This is a genomic window from Bacillus sp. 2205SS5-2 (genome assembly GCF_037024155.1).
Lineage (GTDB): Bacteria > Bacillota > Bacilli > Bacillales > Bacillaceae_K > Bacillus_CI.
This window is the reverse complement of record NZ_JAYKTS010000008.1, coordinates 1-18,771: the sequence shown is the minus strand read 5'-3', so window position 1 is coordinate 18,771 and position 18,771 is coordinate 1. Positions and strand designations below refer to the sequence as shown.

At 36.5% G+C, this 18,771-nt stretch carries 12 protein-coding genes; 10 read left to right on the top strand and 2 right to left on the bottom strand.

Annotation, left to right across the window (positions count from 1 at the left end; all coding sequences use genetic code 11):
* Positions 1-975 precede the first annotated feature (975 nt).
* From galU to U8D43_RS07530, 6 genes are all read left to right on the top strand, one after another.
* On the top strand, positions 976-1,848 hold the full coding sequence (gene galU, locus U8D43_RS07555; RefSeq protein ID WP_335870576.1) for a UTP--glucose-1-phosphate uridylyltransferase GalU: 873 nt from the start codon (positions 976-978) through the stop codon (positions 1,846-1,848).
* Between the two features lie 394 nt (positions 1,849-2,242).
* A complete protein-coding gene (locus U8D43_RS07550; RefSeq protein ID WP_335870575.1) occupies positions 2,243-3,379 on the top strand; it encodes a glycosyltransferase family 2 protein in 1,137 nt (378 codons plus the stop codon).
* A 126-nt stretch (positions 3,380-3,505) separates the two neighbouring features.
* The gene (locus U8D43_RS07545) at positions 3,506-5,308 is read left to right on the top strand and encodes an LTA synthase family protein (RefSeq protein ID WP_335870574.1); all 1,803 of its coding nucleotides are present in this window, start codon (positions 3,506-3,508) and stop codon (positions 5,306-5,308) included.
* Positions 5,309-5,459: 151 nt separating this feature from the next.
* Positions 5,460-7,532, top strand: coding sequence for an N-acetylmuramoyl-L-alanine amidase (locus tag U8D43_RS07540; RefSeq protein ID WP_335870573.1), 2,073 nt, complete (start codon positions 5,460-5,462; stop codon positions 7,530-7,532).
* Positions 7,533-7,544: 12 nt separating this feature from the next.
* Positions 7,545-8,252 carry a hypothetical protein gene (locus U8D43_RS07535; RefSeq protein ID WP_335870572.1) on the top strand — a complete coding sequence of 236 codons (708 nt, stop codon included), beginning with the start codon at positions 7,545-7,547 and terminating at the stop codon, positions 8,250-8,252.
* 250 nt (positions 8,253-8,502) lie between these two features.
* Positions 8,503-10,809 (top strand): cell wall-binding repeat-containing protein, encoded by a 2,307-nt coding sequence (locus tag U8D43_RS07530; RefSeq protein ID WP_335870571.1) that lies wholly within the window; start codon positions 8,503-8,505, stop codon positions 10,807-10,809.
* A 569-nt stretch (positions 10,810-11,378) separates the two neighbouring features.
* On the opposite strand, the gene U8D43_RS07525 is transcribed toward U8D43_RS07530, so the two are convergent.
* Together U8D43_RS07525 and U8D43_RS07520 are read right to left on the bottom strand one after the other, a co-directional pair.
* Complete coding sequence (locus U8D43_RS07525; protein WP_335870570.1) at positions 11,379-12,440, bottom strand: glycosyltransferase family 4 protein; 1,062 nt, start codon at positions 12,438-12,440, stop codon at positions 11,379-11,381.
* Positions 12,441-13,192: 752 nt separating this feature from the next.
* Positions 13,193-13,828, bottom strand: coding sequence for a YigZ family protein (locus U8D43_RS07520; protein WP_335870569.1), 636 nt, complete (start codon positions 13,826-13,828; stop codon positions 13,193-13,195).
* Between the two features lie 521 nt (positions 13,829-14,349).
* On the opposite strand from U8D43_RS07520, the gene U8D43_RS07515 reads away from it, so the two are divergent.
* The 4 genes from U8D43_RS07515 (at position 14,350) to U8D43_RS07500 (ending at position 18,438) form a co-directional block, all read left to right on the top strand.
* Positions 14,350-15,489 carry a sensor histidine kinase gene (locus U8D43_RS07515; RefSeq protein ID WP_335870568.1) on the top strand — a complete coding sequence of 380 codons (1,140 nt, stop codon included), beginning with the start codon at positions 14,350-14,352 and terminating at the stop codon, positions 15,487-15,489.
* Positions 15,490-15,511: 22 nt separating this feature from the next.
* Entirely contained in the window at positions 15,512-16,192 is a 681-nt protein-coding gene (locus tag U8D43_RS07510) for a response regulator (protein WP_335870567.1), read from the top strand.
* Positions 16,193-16,729: 537 nt separating this feature from the next.
* Positions 16,730-17,287, top strand: coding sequence for a hypothetical protein (locus tag U8D43_RS07505; RefSeq protein ID WP_335870566.1), 558 nt, complete (start codon positions 16,730-16,732; stop codon positions 17,285-17,287).
* Between the two features lie 299 nt (positions 17,288-17,586).
* A complete protein-coding gene (locus U8D43_RS07500) occupies positions 17,587-18,438 on the top strand; it encodes a DegV family protein (protein WP_335870565.1) in 852 nt (283 codons plus the stop codon).
* Positions 18,439-18,771 lie beyond the last annotated feature (333 nt).

The window sequence follows — 18,771 nt, the reverse complement described above, 5'->3', positions numbered from 1 at the left end:
GCTTTTTTCTTATACTTTTAAAAAGGCTGTTTTCGCGAAAATTGTGGCTTTTCGAATAGGAATATATCCCCTGATTTGTATGACTTCGTGCTCTTTTCCTATTGAAAAATTCTCCATTTCTAAATAAAAAGTAAGAAATCAGTCGAAAAAACCTTACTGCCTGTTTTTTCTTTGTGCAAATAGCAACAGTATACGAAATGAGCCTTAAAAAAGATTATTGTATCCTGCCCAAACTATTCATAATAATGCATTTTATGGGAGAAGTTAGATCGCGTTTCATACAGATTTTGACAGTAGATTTTCAAATTTTCATTCTGTCTATTAAATAATTCTGATTTAGGGCTGTGATGGCTCTTGAGAAATGAATTTCCAATTTAGTGAATCAGGTAATTGAAAACTAACTTCATCAGTATATGTATTTTTTTGTAAATAAATCATAACATGCATAAAATAATAGTGAATATACCTTCAATCATCATCTGAAACGGTTTATGGTTCTTGATAAGGAAAATTATTTTATCCCTCAATAGATGATTTTATGAAAAATGAGATAGGTTAATTAAACCAAAATAATTTCATTATCATCTTGTGTTACACTGAGTATCTCACGATTCCGATAAGATTGATTCTCCAAGTTGTGAAATAATAGTTTTTTATCTGTTTGTGTTATCGATTTGGGAATATAATTTCATGGGATAGCATTTCATATCTACCTAGACAGATTTAAGAAAGAGCAAAATATGATATAATACAAGTGGATTTTTGTAAGTAAAATGATGATGAATCCTCGTGAAGAAGTTTGTTTTCTGTAGGAATAGAATTGTGGGTAGACAGCTTGATGTACACAATTTTCTGTCCATCAAACATATGTGGTCAACTAGATGAGATAGGTTAATTTGAGTCAAGTCCCTATTCGCTATATAATAGAGTTTCAATGTGAAATAAAAGCCATTTTAAAACTAAGAGGTGAATTCATTGAAAGTAAAAAAGGCGATAATCCCTGCAGCGGGCTTGGGAACGAGATTTTTACCAGCAACGAAGGCCCAACCAAAAGAAATGCTACCAATTGTTGATAAACCTACTATTCAATATATTATTGAAGAAGCTGTTTCATCTGGAATTGAAGATATTTTGATTGTTACTGGTCGTGGGAAAAGAGCAATTGAAGATCATTTTGATAAATCGCTTGAACTTGAAGAACTGCTCACAATGAAAGAGAAATATGAGGAATTGGAGCAAATTAAGCAAATAACGAATTTAGCCGATATTCATTATATTCGTCAAAAGGAACCAAGAGGATTAGGACATGCGATATGGTGCGCCCGGAAATTTATTGGTAATGATCCATTCGCCGTCTTACTTGGAGATGATATTGTTGTTTCTGAAAAGCCATGCTTAAAACAGCTAATCGATGAGTTTGAAGACAAACAAGCAAGTATTATCGGTGTACAGGAAGTATTGGGTAAGGAGATCTCCAAGTATGGGGTTATCGACGTCGAAGGCTCCGAATCTAAAGGACCGCTTTATAAAATAAAGGGCCTAGTTGAAAAGCCAAGGTATGAAGATGCTCCTTCCAATATGGCGATTATGGGCAGGTATGTCCTTACTCCAGAAGTTTTGGGAATATTGGAGGATATTGAGCCTGGACAAGGGAATGAAATCCAACTGACAGATGCGCTACAAGAATTGAACCGAATTCAAGAGGTTTATGGTTATTCATTTGAGGGGAAGAGATACGATATCGGCAATAAATATGGCTTTGTACAAGCTACTGTGGAGTTTGCTTTAATGAGGAATGACCTTAATGGCCCATTGAAAAGTTGGCTGAAAGATATTATTTCTGAGTGAGTATTATTAACGTAGAGATTTCGATTGCTATGTAAGTCTTAATTTTCAGCAATTTTGATACATGAGAATTCTTGGTATATTTGATTGAATAAGAATAATATCGAGAAAGAGTCGTTTTAATGTGAGACTTTTTTAAGGCTCTTTTCGTATACACTGTGGCTATTTCATAGATGATAAGCTGATTCGAAAAGCCAAAAACTTTGCGAAAACAGCCTTTTTTAAAGAATTTATTTGGAAAAAGAGAACAGTCGTTAGAAGTTTACAACTCTTGAAATTACGAAATAGTAGGATAAGTGACAATGTTTGGCGAGAAGGCCTTGCTTGAAGTATTAACGTATAAGAATAGCGATAGTCATAGGGGAGTTTGGATTGTGACATGGAAGGAAGTTATGGAATGGTAATAGAAATATTTTTTTGGCTGTTGATTACTCTTTCAGTGTATATCTATATTGGATATCCGATTTTGCTGAAAGTAATCTCACTTTTTATTAAAAAATCTGTGGTGGATAAGTCAGATTTCCAACCAAAAGTAACGCTGTTTATTGCAGCCTACAATGAAGAGAAGGTAATTGCAGGAAAGGTTCAAAATAGTATCGATTTAGATTATCCAAAAGATAAGCTAGAAATAATAGTAGTATCTGATGATTCTTCAGATCAGACAAATGATATTGTGAATTCGTTTGTTGAGAAATATCCAAATGTTAAATTAAACGTTGTGAAAGGGAGACAGGGAAAAACGGCTGCCTTAAACAAATCAGTTCCACTAGCTAGTGGAGATGTATTAGTTTTTTCTGATGCCAACTCTCTATATAATGAAGACGCACTTCATCATCTCGTTAAACACTTCAAGAATGATGAAGTGGGAGGGGTTTGTGGTGAATTAAGACTAATTAATCCAACTAACTCATCTATTGGTGAATCAGAAGGCGCTTACTGGAAGTATGAAAAACTATTAAAAACACTTGAAACTTCTACTGGAACTACAATTGTAGCGAATGGATCTATTTATGCCTTACGAAAAGATTTATTTAAAGAAATGAATCCTAACGTAGGTGATGATATGCAAAACCCGTTAATTATTATTCATCAGAAAAAGCGTTTTGTTTATGAACCAAATGCGATAACTGTTGAAGAAACCTCTCCAAAATCTTCTGAAGAATTTGGTCGCAAAATAAGAATCGTCACACGTAGTTTCACAGGAATTTTGAGCTATAAAAAGATGTTAAATCCCTTTGGGAATTTCGAATTCTTCTATAAATATATGTCTCATAAGCTGCTAAGATGGTTAGTACCATATTATATGATTGCCATTTTTGTTCTGAATTTATTTCTATTAGATCAGCCATTGTATCAAGTGCTGTTTGGTTTGCAAATACTATTTTATTTTCTAGCGCTAGTAGGAAGGGTGTCTAGTAATAAAATCACATACATCCCTTATTACTTCTGTTTAGTTAATTATGCAGCATTGCGAGGAACATTAAGGGCTATCTCAGGGAAGAGACAAGCTACCTGGACGCCGACTAGTAGATAAATCAAAAAGATCTGAATTTGAGCATCTTCAAATTCAGGTCTTTTTGTTTGAATTTTCCTTTACCTTTATGGATTGTAAAAAGTGTGTTAGCATTCTATTACAATCACGTAAATGAGGTATGAGAAAATGGGAAATGTTAAAAAGATTTTTTATTCTATTACACAAGATAAAATGATGGTGCTATCAGCTGTTGGACTTACATTAAAAATCTTTATGTTTTATTTGTTTCTTGGGAAAAATATTCTTGAAGTCAAAAGCTTATTTGTTTCTGTACCAGGTAGCATTTTCGTTTTATTTTCCTTTGCTTTTCTTTTAAAAACTTGGTCTAGAAAAATTTTTGTTATCTCAATAAATATTTTAATGACCTTTTTGATATTGGCCCAGCTATGGTATATTCGTTATTTTGGTACACCGCTTTCTTTTTTTGCACTACTCCAAACTTCGAATCTATCCGGTTTAGGTCCAAGTATTTTCGAACTCATTAAGGTGAGGGATTTTATTTTTATTGTGGATATAATCGTGTTATTGCTAGTGGCAAAGAAGAAGGAGTTTTCGATCAAGAAAAATCATATAGCCTATTTTATCATTTTCTTTCTTGTCGGGATGTCGTTGTTGACGTTTAAACCACTAAAAAATCATTATGTCGATGGTGTTCCATATGCTCAAATATTTAAGATATATGATCGTTATGATTATTTATTAGCATTTAATCCAATTCAATATAGTGCGCTAGATCTGTATATAACTTATAAGAATAATCGATATATTGAGTTAAGTGTCGAAGAAGAGAATGAAATTCTAGAGTGGTTTGCTAATAAAGAAAAATATCGTGAAGATAGACTGTATCTCAATAATAAATATGAAGGTATAGGGAAAGGAAAGAATTTGTTATTTGTCCAAGTAGAATCTTTAGAGAATTGGGTAATAAATAAGGAAATAAAGAATGTACCAATAACACCCAATCTAAATTCTATATTAGAACATAGTGTGTATGCATCGAATTTCTATCCTCAAACAAAAGGTGGAAGAAGCTCTGATGCCGAATTTATTTTAAACACATCTCTTCTACCTGTGAATGAAGGGAGTACTTTTTTCCGCTATCCAAGGAATGAATATACAACTCTTCCAGATCTATTAAAGGAAGAGGGCTACTCTACGTTTGCTTTTCATGGGGATGAGGGAACGTATTGGAATAGACTGGAATCGTATCCATATTTAGGTATTGATGAATATCATTCAATCAAAGATTATTCCGATGGAGAAGAGATTGGGATGGGGCTAAGCGATATAGAGTTCTTCAATCAAACCGTTGATTTTCTTGAAGATGAAGAAGATCCCTATTATGGGTTATTAATTACTTTAACAAGTCATACACCTTTCGAAATGCCATCAGAGCATAAGAGTCTTGAGTTTGATTCTCAATATGAAAAAACTTCTCTTTCAAACTACTTACAGTCGATTAGCTATGCTGATAAAGCGATCGGTAGCTTGTTAGATACTCTTGAAAAGAAAGAGATGCTCGATGATACGTTGATTGTAATTTACGGGGATCACGCTGCTTTTGAAAATAATTACAAACAACAAATCATGAAGGAAAATCCTACGATTGAAGGGGTCGATCAATCAGGTCGAGTTCCATTCATGATATACAATCCGAGCTTAGAACCATTGGAGCTGACCCAAACTACTGGACAGCTGGACATCTATCCCACACTTGCTTATGTCATGGGAATTGAGGAAGAAAAATATGAAAATGTTGTATTAGGACGAAATATGTTAACTACAGCAGATAGTTTTTCAGTTCTTCCTTTGGAAAATAAAATTATATCTGATAGAAAAATGAATCAAGAAAAAATAGATTTTGAAAAAAACGCTCTTCAAATTTCTGATCTTATAATAAGAAGTAATTACTTTAAGAGGGGAAATTAATTAGCGAAACAGCCGATTTTCCATAAGAGGAAATTGGCTGTTTTTTTACATTTTAGTAGAAATTTACGAAAAGATGTCAAAAGAAGCACATATTATGTCGATATACATGATAAAATCAATATGATAAAAAATTTTGGAGGAGAATTGTTATATGAATAAATTTAAGCACCTACTAACGGCCATTGTCTCTGTTGCACTGTTTCTCATCGTCCCTAGTATTATTTCTGCAGAAAAGAACGTTGTAATCGATCCTGGACATGGTGGTTGGGATAGCGGCACAAGTGGATACTCTGGAAAAACTTCTGGGTTCTATGAAAAGCATGCCAACCTAGCAATCTCCTTAAAATTAAAAGAAAAGCTAGAATCAGAAGGATTCAATGTGTTTATGACGAGAACGAACAATGACACATATTTAAGCCTCGAAGACAGAGTGGAGTTAGCAAATAACTTTATTAAAGGAAAAAATGATCAGTCTGTTTTTGTGTCTGTTCACCACAATTCTGTCCCAACAAATATTTATGTAAATGGATTTGAGAGCTATTATTACGATAAATCCGCCGCTTGGGACGCTCAATGGCCACCTGATCCAATTCAAGTTGGTTATGTGAATGAGAGTAAGCGATTAGCTAATTCAGTGCATCCTAGTGTTATCAATCTATTAAAGCTAAATGATAAAGGTGTCCGTAATTATGAGCCTTTTTATGTGATAAGAAACACCCAAATGCCATCAGTATTAGTAGAAATGGGATTTATGTCCAATCCTACTGAAGAAGCACTTATTAAGACTAACTCATTTCAGACTAATGCAGCAGAAGCTTTGAAAAGAGGAGTCGTGGATTATTTCAAGGTATTTGAAGTTTATTCTACTTCAAATGAACACTTAAAAACCTTCAGTACTGAAGAAGAAGCTGTCAAATATTCAAAAACAAAGAATAACACGTATGTATTTGATAAATTTCAACAGAAAAAAGTATTTTTCAATACAAAAGAATATAGTGTTTTTCAAAAATCTAATGATGAAGTAAAAACATTCTTCGATAAGGAAGAAGCAATCACCTATGCTGAAAGCGTTGAAGATTCACGGGTTGTAGACCTTGAACTTGATAGTATTCTATGGTCGAATTATCTCCCCAAAAAATATAGTGTTCAAAGAGAAACAGGAACAACATTAAACTCATTTTATGACCTTAATACGGCTATTCTCTATGCACAAGAAAAAGAGTATCCTACAAAAATAATGGATATTGATCTTGTTGATGTACTTTGGACGAATATTTCCGGACTCAAAGTAACTAGAGAAATCAAGGAAACGGCTTTAGTTGGAGACGACCGCATTCAAACAGCAATAAAAGTCTCTCAAAAGTTATATCCAGAAGGTTTTAAAAGTGATAAAAAGAAGAAAATAGTTGTACTCACGACTGCTTACCAATTTGCAGACGCTTTGTCTGTTGGTCCATTAGCTGCACAGCTAGACAATGCCCCGATATTGTTAACAAATGAATCTTATTTAAATTCAGAAGTGGAACAAGAAATTAAGAGACTTGACGCGGATTCAATCACTATCATTGGTGGTAATAAGGCCATCTCGCAAGATACAGAGAAAAAATTAGAGAATATGGGATTAGATGTCACGAGGTTAGGAGCAAAAGACCGTTATCAAACCAATATTCTGATCAATGAACAATTAGAAGAAGTAGAGGGTGTTTTTATCGCTTCTGGAACGAATTTCGCAGATGCTCTTGGAGTTGCTCCGATTGCAGCTGCTAATAACTGGGCGATTCTATTGACTGATAAAAATCACATGAACGAGGACGCTTTGAAATTTATTTCGGGGAAACAAGTTAAAGTACTTGGTGGGGAGAGTGCTATCTCAGCCTCTGTTGAAAAAGCTATCAAGCAACAAATTGGATCAACGAAAGTAGAACGATTAGCTGGGAAAGACCGTTATCAAACGCTGGCTACTATTTTAAGAGAGTTTAGTAGTGTGCTGGATTCTAGTCAGCTGGCTGTTTCTACAGGAACGAATTTCCCAGATGCCTTAACTGCTTCAGCGTTATCAGTAAAATCGGGTTCTCTTCTAATTCTTGTTGGGAATGAAATAAATCCGCATATCTATGATTTTATTTTAGACTACCGACCAACGAATAATGTTAGTGAAGTAATTAAAGTTGGTGGAATTGTCGACCAACATATTATAGAAAAAATGAAAAATGTGTTGTATTAAGGAGGAACATTTGTGAGAATTCAAAACAAAATGAGATTATCGTTCATCCTTAGTTTCAGTTTTATCTTGTTGGTTGCTTGTAATTCAGATGATTCGGCGAAGGATTCTCTTGAAAAAGAAGGCGAGACGACACAAGTAGAAGATAATGAAGTTAATAAGGAACCAGAAAATAAACCAGTTGAATTAGATGATGAAGGGAATCAAAACGCGTTAGCAACTTTAAAGCCCACAGAAAATATAATAAAAACCTTTAATCAAAATGATGAGTATACATTGACAGAAAGCATTGTGGATATGAATGATACCTACATTCAGAGAGTCTTTGAAATTGGCGATATGGTCACATTACAAGTTCTTAAATGGAATGAGGATATCATTCAAGTAGTGTATGAAGAAAGTGATCCTGAGTCTCCAAGAGAAAGTATCTTACATGACTTTACCTCTAATAAAGAGATGCATCCAATAGTAGATATCACTCATAAAGGAACCGGGGACTCTCCTATATGGGAAATTGTAAGTGAAGATGAAACAATTGAAGTACCCTACCAAAAATTCCAAGGGGTGTATAAAGTGAAAAGTACCGTTAGTGCTGGCAGTGGACAGGCGGTCAACACAATCTATTTTGCTCCTGGAATTGGGATGATTAAGGAAGTATTTGAAGAGACGGGTGAGGATGGCTATATTATCGAATCCGTATTAGAAGAAGTAGAGTCGCTGTAGTAGCTATGAATCATTTTATCAAGACATGTAGTAGATAAAGAAAAATATCACCGAATTTATTAAAAGGCTGTTTTCTCATAATTTGTGGTTTAAGGTTTCAGTTGATCATCTATGAAATAGCCTATTAAAAGATAAGAAAAAGTGAAATCTTTAAGGGGATTGAATAGCTCAAGGCGCCACCGGCTAGTGGTCATGACTATGGGTTTATGGGGCGCCTGTGCACTATTCTTGTAAATATTGAGGAGGAATTATGTTGAAAAAAGCTCTCTCGTTAGTCATTTGTTCTATGGTCATCCTTTTGATGCTTTCTCCAAATAACGCTCTTGCGGAAGGTCAGCCAATATCTGTTAAGCTTCATAATTACGTTGGAAACGTATCCAATATTTCTTTCAACATTACCGGGAGTTATCAAGTGGCGGATACCGATGTTTTTATTGAACCTACCGATAATTATTCTGTAAAAGTTGAATCTGGAAAACTGACACTCTATAAAGGTAGCAAAGTTGTGAAAAAGTTTGACCAAAGTCTATCATTGGTTCCGTCGGTTACGAACTCAAGGGATAGCTATGTTACGCTACTAGATAAATACCATACATCCTATTTAGGTGAAGTAGAATTTACAGTAGAATATAAGCAATATGTCAGACCGATTAATCATATTAACCTTGAAGACTACTTAAAAGGGGTTGTACCAGCTGAAATGTATGCTTCATGGGGAAGCAATGGAGGCATGGAGGCGTTAAAGGCACAATCTGTTGCCGCAAGAACCTATGTATTGAGAAAAGGTGCTTGGACGATAGATGATACTCAGTCTAATCAGGTGTATAAAGGATTAAAACAAGGTGCAAATACCTCTGTAGAAATGTATAAGCCCTATACAAACCTTTCAGTGAACGAAACGCAAGGAGAAGTATTAAAGAGTGGTTCAAGTTATGTTAATGCCCTATATTCTTCATCTAATGGAGGGAAAATCCTTTCTAACAAGAATACTTGGGGAACGGATTTAGTCTCCTACTTTCAAACTAAAACAGATCCATATGATCATAAAATATCTCCATTTCTTGACTGGAGCTATACCATTCACAAGCAACAACTAAATCTGGAAGATCTAGATTTAAATAAACCAGAAACTTGGTGGGATCAACAGAAGGAAAAAGATGCTACTATCATTTCAAATATTAAATCTAGATTGAAAAGCAAAAACTATATCAGTGATACGAGCGAAATAAAGATTGTTGATATTACAGAAATTTCTTTTGATAAGCAATCGACAAATTTCTCCTCAAATGATGTATTATCAGGAAAAATCAGTTTTACTTATTTAGAGAAAAATAAGGATGCATATAGTAAAGATGAAGATGGCAAGATTGAACTGAAACAAAAAACAATCAACGATACAGCCTATAATCTTCGCTTTATGATTGGTACATCCATTATGAAAAGTCCATATATTAAGAGCGTTGACAACAAAGATGCTAGCAACGCATTTACAATAAAAGGAGCAGGATTCGGTCATGGGGTTGGTATGAGCCAATATGGGGCTTATCAAATGTCAAAAGAAGGCCATGACTTTGAAAAGATTTTGAATTTTTACTACCCCAAGACAACAGTTACAAGAGAGTTAGATATAAATAATTACTCTCACAGCTTACAAGGTAAAGATCGTTATGAGACGAGTACAAGTGTTTCTAGCTATGGTTGGGAAAATAGATCAAAGGCAGTCATTATTGGAAGAGGAGATTTATCCATCGATGCATTAACGGGTAGCGTCTTGGCAAAAAAATATAACTCTCCTTTATTGTTAACGTCATCTAGTAATCTACCATCAAGCGTTCTGGAAGAATTAAAACGTCTTCAACCAGAGAATGTGTATATTTTAGGTGGTGTATCAGCTGTTAGCTCGAAAGCTGAGAATCAAATAAAAGAGCTCTCCTTTCTTAATGACCAGAACATTGTCCGCGTAAGTGGAGCGGATAGGTACGAAACAGCCGTTAAGGTTGCAAATGAAATTAATAACACTCAGGAAGTATTTGTTGTAACAAAAGATGAAAAATCACCAGATGCTTTATCAATTGCTTCTTATGCAAGTATGATGCAAATTCCTATTCTTTATACGACAAAGGAATCCCTACATGAAAGTGTTTCTTCATATATTCAAAAGCATGATATTAATAAAGTGAACATCATTGGCGGCACATCGGCTGTTTCTGCCAATGTTGAGAATCAATTGAAAAAATTGTCTACAGTAGTAACAAGAGTGTCTGGAAAAGACCGCTATGAGACAAGCATGGAGATTGCTGATCAATATAGTCAAATTTTTGAAGGGAATACGCTGTTCTTTGCCCGGGGAGAAGTCTTCATTGATGCCTTACCAGCGTCTTCTCTAGCTGCAACGATGAAGTCTCCACTAATTTTAACCCAAAAGGATCAGTTACCAAGTAGTGTAGAGTCCTGGTTAAATAAAAGATCGACTCTTCCTGATGTATATTTCTTGGGTGGATCTGGAGCCATTTCAAACGAAGTACGTGAAAATGTAATGAGTGTCTTAACAAAGTAAGCAAAAAGCAGTTAGTCCTTTGGACTAACTGCTTTTTTTCAATAGGCTGTTTTCGCAAAGATAGTGGCTTTTCGAATTAGCCCCCAATTTGTGATGAAGATTGACTTCGGGCATCTTCTCGCATCATTTTTAACCCGAAATGAGGAAAAAAAGAGTGTTTCCCTCCTTTTTTGCATGCTACAGCAACAAAGTATGCGAAAACAGCTTTTCGTAAAGTTTGTTGCTTATTTTAGGAGTATATAAACCGTTTAAAATAAAAGTTTGGAATCGGCTTGTCGTATTTACTTGAACGAATTGGCTGAAAAATGGATAATTCCATTCAATCATGAATTGAACAGCAACAATTCATACTAGAAACCACTAGGCGCAACCACCGCCGCCGTCTACGATAAAAAAGCAATTGATAGTCTAGGTAGTCGATTAAGCCTGTTTTATTTGAGCCAAACTAACTAATTTAGCGTTGCCTAAAATAGTTCTATTTCGTACAAAAAACCAATATAAAAGAGAAAAAGCCTTGGATAATCAAGGCTTTTCTACTAATCTATTATTGTATTTAGACAGACGACTGGTTATCTTTCACGAATTTTCTTCATTGTGTTGATTAACGGTTTATGCTTCCCAATAAGTCCTACTATTTCGGCTGTTAATTGAATTATAACAACTAACACACCGATAAAGAGAACTGCGCCCCATAAGGTAGATCGGGAGAAAAGAATCGCACATAATCCGAAAAATGCACCAATTGCGTAAATAATTAATACCGTTTCTTTATGAGAAAATCCTAGTTCTAATAAGCGATGATGCAGATGCGATTTATCAGGTGCAGAAATTTTTTGTTTATTTAGTATGCGTCTAATGATCGCAAAGAAAGTATCAAAAATAGGTATTGCCAAAATAATGATTGGTACAATTAAACTGAAAATCGTCACACTTTTATACAAGCCTAAAAGCGAGATAATCGAGATACAGTAACCTAAAAATAAGGCGCCAGTGTCCCCCATGAATATTTTTGCAGGGTGAAAATTAAAGAATAGAAATCCAATCGTACTACCGATTAGTATAATAGTTAGCGCTACAACGATATACTGACCACTCAAAGCAGCAAGCGTCATAATGGACGTCATGGCTATAACGGAAACACCACCAGCTAGTCCATCTAATCCATCAATGAGGTTTATCGCATTTGTAATTCCTACAATCCAGAAAATCCCGAATAGATAACTGAAATTTCCTAAGTAAATTCGCTCAGAAACAAAGGGCAATGTAATGAAGTCGATTTTAAAATCAGCAAAAACGACAATACAAGCAGCAAGAATTTGCCCGATAAGTTTTGCTTTTGGAGATAAAGTATACTTATCATCAAGGATACCAACAACTAATATGATTCCCCCGCCAAGTATAACTGGCCACAATAAGGGGATTAGTTTATTCAAATAAATTAAACCGGCTGTCGCCCCAATAACAATCGAGAGACCGCCTATTCGTGGCATAAGACTTTTATGAACTTTACGATAATCAGGCTTATCAACAAATCCATATTTAATAGCGAATTTAATTACTAATGGAGTCACTACCAGGGAAACAACCAAGGAAATGGCAAAAGCAAAAATAAAATCACTTAGAGAGTACATTAATTCACCTCTTTTTTCAAATGTTTCTCCACAAGTAAGAATACCAGATATTCTTTGTTTTGCAACTTTTTTTTATGGCAGGGTAGAATGTTTTGAATAAACTAAATATTTACGAATGGGTAGTGCATCTTTAATACTAGACGAACTTCCCTCTGAAAAAGTTACATTCAAATCCAAAATAAGTGGTTTATTTTGATATACCCGTTTCCGGTTAATTGTTAACACGCTATTTATTGTTAAGGCTGTTTTCGCAAAGTTTGCTGCTCCTCGAACCAATCAATAAACGGTGATATCACTTTGTTTTGATGGGAATCAACAGCAAAACGGAGGATAGCATTTGAAATTAGCATAAATAACAACAAGGTACACGAAAAGAGCCAGTGTAAATGAACTACTTTAATAAAGTTCATTGCTGTTCGGTAAGAAATTTTTTCGAAAATGGTTGTTTTTTGTAGCAGTCTTGTATTACAAACAGATGAGTTTCCAGCATCTTTTCGTATGAATTCAGAAGTTCCCCCATTAAAAGGGCTTGATTTTATCTAGATCTAGTTTCTACTGTATTTGTGTAAGTCTTTTGTTTCAATAGGGGTGTTTGTTTAATATCGCCTTCTTCAAAAAAGCACTGTTGGTATTTCCTAGTTGTTAAAAGCAACAATTGGCACATGAAGATTGTTGCTTATTCTTAGTATGGTGAAAAAAATAAATTCTAAAAATTAATTTTTCTCAATGAAGATGTTTTTTCCAATAAACACCTAAATGATGGTGGTTTCATGATAGAGTAATTCACCTGTTTTTAGAAATGCTTGACCATTTGTAATCTCCGTAATCCAATCAATAAAATCCTCTTTAGCCGCTTCTTCGACAAATACCTCTACCTCGACAAGTTCGAAATAATGTATTTCTTTCAATTGATAGCTAGATGTCCTAACTTCATTCTCTACCTTGCCAAGCCAGGAGTAATCTATCTTTACTTTCATAATTTGCGTTAGGCGCCTTTCCACAATCCCAGTCGCATTTAATCCCTCGGTTGTCGCACGTCCATATGCGCGGATCAGGCCACCACCCCCAAGCTTAATTCCCCCAAAGTAACGGGTTACGACAACAACCGTATCTTTGAGATCTCGCTTTTTTAATACTTCAAGCATAGGAACACCCGCTGTGCCACTTGGTTCGCCGTCGTCATTGGCTTTTTGAATCTGATTGCGGTCGCCGATCATATAGGCTGAGCAATTATGACTCGCATTCCAATGTTTTTTCTTAATGCTTTCAATAAATTCTTGGGCAGCATCTTCGGTTTCTGCTCGATCCACATAGGTGATAAATCTAGACTTTTGAATCGTGATTTCATGTTCTCCGTACCCGGCAACTGATAAATAGCTCGCAAGCATTATTTTAACCTCCTGACCTAAGCAAATTTCGTTTAATTTCCTTTCCCTAAATCTTCACAATAAATGAATTATAAGGGAATGTTTGTAATGAATTTTTAATATCCGACAAATTCCGACATGGTATAATAGGTTCAATGCGCTCGTTCCTGTTTTCTACTAGGCTAATCTTGTTTACATAGTTGCTATTTGGTTTTCTATTCGAGTCCATCTTCCTTTTCGGTCATTCCCTTCGATAAATAGGGGAGGAAGCACCGATTTCCTTTCCTATGCCGTTGGAATATCAATACGTAAAACAACAATTTTTGCGGAATTCGTCTCTCTTAAAAGTAAATTTAGGTTCTATTATAGCAAAGAATCTCCCTTCAAAAGAAAAAATAGGATGATTGGCACATATGGATATGGGCAATCTATGTCATATTACCGATTTTTTAGAAAAATCAATTGTTTTTCATTGTCGAACATAGATGAAGAAAGTTTTTCCATGTACAATATGGATAGCACTGTGTAAAGAGGGGAAGCTCATGTCTTTAAAGAAGGTTAATAAAATAGTACTTGATCAAATACTAGAAAAAATGGTCGACACAGTTGGTCAAAGTAAAAATGAAATCTTTCATATAGGTGAGCAATGCCGTCAGGATTACGATTCGTTATCCAATGAACTAAAATATATTCGCGAAATGGTCCATAAAGTCATCGACGAAGGTGACGATTTAGATCAAAAGACTAAACTGGCTCGTAATCGTTTGTCAGAGGTCAGTCGGAATTTCAAGAAATTTTCTGAAAAAGAAGTTCGTGCAGCTTATGAACAGGCACATGATTATCAGATGAAACTAAGCATGAACCGCCACCAAGAGAAAGAGCTTCGTAAGAGACGAGATGAACTTGAACGGCGGTTACAGTCATTAGAAGAAACCATCAACCGAGCGGAGCATCTTGTTTCGCAAATATCAGTAGTGATGAATTACTTGAGCAGTGACCTTAAAGTGATGGGACAGGCGCTTGAGGATGCCAAAATAAAACAAGAATTTGGCTTGAAGATTATTGAAGCACAAGAGGATGAACGGAAGCGTCTTTCTAGGGAAATTCACGATGGTCCAGCACAGATGATGGCGAATGTTCTTATGCGAACGGATCTCGTTGAACGAATATACAGCGAAGAGGGAGCAGATTCCGCTTTACAAGAAATTCGTAATATGAAGCAAATGGTCCGTTCTGCTCTATATGAAGTTCGGCGCATTATTTATGATCTTCGCCCGATGGCGCTGGATGATTTGGGATTGATTCCGACCCTCAAAAAATACCTCTCCACAATCGAAGAGTATCATAAAGAAACGAGTATTCGGTTTCAGAATATGGGCAAAGAGTTACGTCTCGATCAAAAATACGAAGTAGCGTTATTTCGCTTAATCCAAGAATCGGTCCAAAACGCATTAAAACACGCAGAAGCTAGAGAGATAAAAGTAAAAATAGAGATACGACCAGATAAGGTACTCGCTATTATCAAGGATGATGGCAAGGGATTTGATGTGAACCGCAAGAAGGCAAATTCGTTTGGTTTAATGGGAATGAATGAACGAGTAGAACTACTAGAAGGATCATTAACCATTCAATCGATCATTGGTCAGGGCACATCTGTCACCATTACAGTACCTTTGAGTTAAGGTCGCAGGGAGGAAATTAGGTATGGCAATTAATATTGTGATTATTGATGATCATCAGTTATTTCGTGAAGGAGTCAAGCGCATCCTTCAATTTGAACCTTCCTTTAACGTAGTGGCGGAAGGTAGCGATGGTGTTGACGCAGTTCCATTAGTGGAAGAACATCATCCCGATGTCGTATTAATGGATATTAATATGCCAAAGTTAAACGGCGTTGAGGCGACGGCCCAACTATTAACAAACTACCCTGAAGCGAAAATTATTATCCTTTCAATTCATGATGATGAAATGTATGTTTCACATGCGTTGAAAACGGGTGCACTTGGTTATATGTTAAAAGAGATGGATGCTGACACTTTGATTCAAGCTGTCAAGGTTGTGGCTGAAGGTGGCTCTTACATCCATCCAAAGGTGACACATAATCTGATAAATGAATTCCGTCGCTTAGCAAATGAAGAACACACATCGAACACGTATCAACAAATGGAAGTTCGTCGTCCTCTTCATTTACTAACAAAGCGTGAATGTGAAGTGTTACAGCTTTTAGCTGATGGGTGTTCGAACCGGACAATTGGAGAAGAATTGTTTATTTCGGAAAAAACGGTTAAGAACCATGTAAGCAATATTCTTCAAAAAATGAGTGTGAATGATCGTACTCAGGCTGTTGTGACAGCGATTAAAAAAGGCTGGGTTGAAATTCGATAAATAAGCTATAGCGATTCAAAAGACGGAAAGGAAAAAGTCTTTTGAGTCGTTTTTTTGTGCTGAGGCTGTTTTTTTGGATAGAATATTGTTGATCGTGGGCGGCGCCACCGGCTCGAGGTCATAAGCCAATCCGTCCAAAAGGTCAAAGAGCAACCTTTCAGCCGGCTTGTCTTATGCTGGTCGCCGGTTTCGGGCGCCTTGCGCTTTTCTGTGTGTCTAGCTCCAGGCGCCACCGGCTCGAGGTCATAAGCCAATCCGTCCAAAAGGTCAAAGAGCAACCTTTTAGCCGGCTTGTCTTATGCTGGTCGCCGGTTTCGGGCGCCTTGCGCATTTCTGTGTGTCTAGCTCCAGGCGCCACCGGCTCGAGGTCATAAGCCAATCCGTCCAAAAGGTCAAAGAGCAACCTTTCAGCCGGCTCGTCTTATGCTGGTCGCCGGTTTCGGGCGCCTTGCGCTTTTCTTTTTTAAAAGAAGTGTTGAGAGTTGGCTGATTTTTCTCTAAAATGAATAACAGTAGACAAAAGAGAAGGGTGACACTATGAAAAAACAACAATGGAAGACTGTGATGGTAGGGATAAGTATGAGCGCTCTGTTATTGGTAGGCTGCGCAGAAGATGAAAAAGAAAATGTAACGGAACAAGAACAGCAACCAGTTGAAGAAGCAGCACCAAGTACTGGCGGGTTAGGAACGATGCTAGAGGATATTCCTGATTTGACAGAGGCAGAAGTGCCAGCTGAAGAGAAGGAAGAGCTACTAACTGACTTTCAACAGTATATCGACACCTTCAACAACGAAGATGTTGAAGGGTATATGAATACACTATCGAACGAACCGTTAAACTTTAATTATGAAGAACAGAGAACAGTGGTCACGCAAATTTTTGACAGTGTCGATAGTGAAAGAGTGGCTGAAAACGTTAAGATTATTAATTTCCAAGGGGAAAAAGCGGATATCTACGCTGAGCTATCAGCTAAAACCGTTGTTCCTGATACAGAAGAATCAGCAGAACGTTCAGGAAAACAGCTAACGATTATGCATAAAACTGATGATGGTTGGAAGGTAAGCGCGATCTTCTTCCAACCAGATGAAGAGTAGATTTTGAACTGAAAGGTATATCGTTATAGATTAATGAGCGGATGCTTGTCAATGTGATTTGACGCGAACTCCGCTCATTTTTTGATTTAATAATATGCGTGGATATATTTCCAAGGTTTTTTTGTCTAGTTCATTCTACTTGTGCTTCCTCAATTGAGAGAAATTGGTTGGTGTTGATAGTTTTTTCACTTGAAAAGAGTGCAAACGGCAGAGATATGCTATAAAATATAAGCTAGACACAGCGTAGCAATCTCTATCAGATGTAGCTGATAAATTTAAAATATAAGGACGGTTATACTATGAAAACGGCAATTGTTACGGATAGCACGGCGTATATCCCGCAAGAATTGCGCGAACAACTCAACATACATATGATCCCGTTAAGTGTAGTGATTAATGGGGAAACGTATCAAGAAGAGGTCGATCTTTCTGTAAGTGCTTTTTATGAAGAAGTTCGGCAATCGGAAAAGCTTCCGACGACTTCGCAGCCTTCAATTGGTCAATTCGTTGAGCTTTTTGAGCGATTATCAAAGGATTACGATGCTGTTATTTCCATTCACCTATCGAGCGGAATTAGCGGAACGTACCAAGGAGCCGTTGCGGCAGGCAAGATGATCGATGATGTTGACGTTTTCGCTTACGATTCTGAGGTTAGTTGTATGGTTCAAGGCTTCTATGGTCTAGAAGCGGCAACAATGGCAGCAGCAGGGGCAGACCCGGAATCCATCTTAGCCCGATTAGATGAATTGAAATCAACAAGCCGCGCATATTTTATGGTGGATGATTTAACTCATTTGCAACGTGGCGGCCGTTTATCCAGTGCCCAAGCAATCATTGGGAGTCTGTTGCAAGTGAAGCCACTCCTTCATTTTGAAAATAAAGTCATTGTTCCTTTTGAAAAAATTCGCACTCGTAAAAAAGCGATGAAGCGAATTGTAGAATTACTTGAAAAAGATGCGCTTAAAGGGATTCCACTACAAGCGAGCATTATCCATGCCAATCGGTTAGAGGAAGCAGAAATTTGGCAAGCTGAATTAGAAGCTCAGCTCCCGTCCGTAGCCTTTTCGATTAGTCCCTTCGGACCGGTCATCGGCACTCATTTGGGCGAAGGTTCAATGGGACTCGGTTGGATGAAGAGATACGATCGTTAAAAAACTCAACAAGCATTGCTTGTTGAGTTTTTTTGTTGCTAATTTAAAGTGGGTGATATAGATATATCTCACATTTCGAAGGTCAGATCTAGACTTAGCCTATTTTTTTAGATTAAGTTTTTAAAAACGTTTAATTCTTCTATTCAGCCGACAAATTTTCCTTTTTTTCTTCAATTGTCGGCTGTATTTGACATGTCCAGAACGGTCTGGCTGAATTTCACGTTAGTTCTTTACTGATTCTTCCTGTTTCGACACGTATATCGAGGGGTCATACCCGGCTAAACACACAATTCGCTTGGTTTGTTCTTGGATGTTGTCTGGCAGGTACCTCAT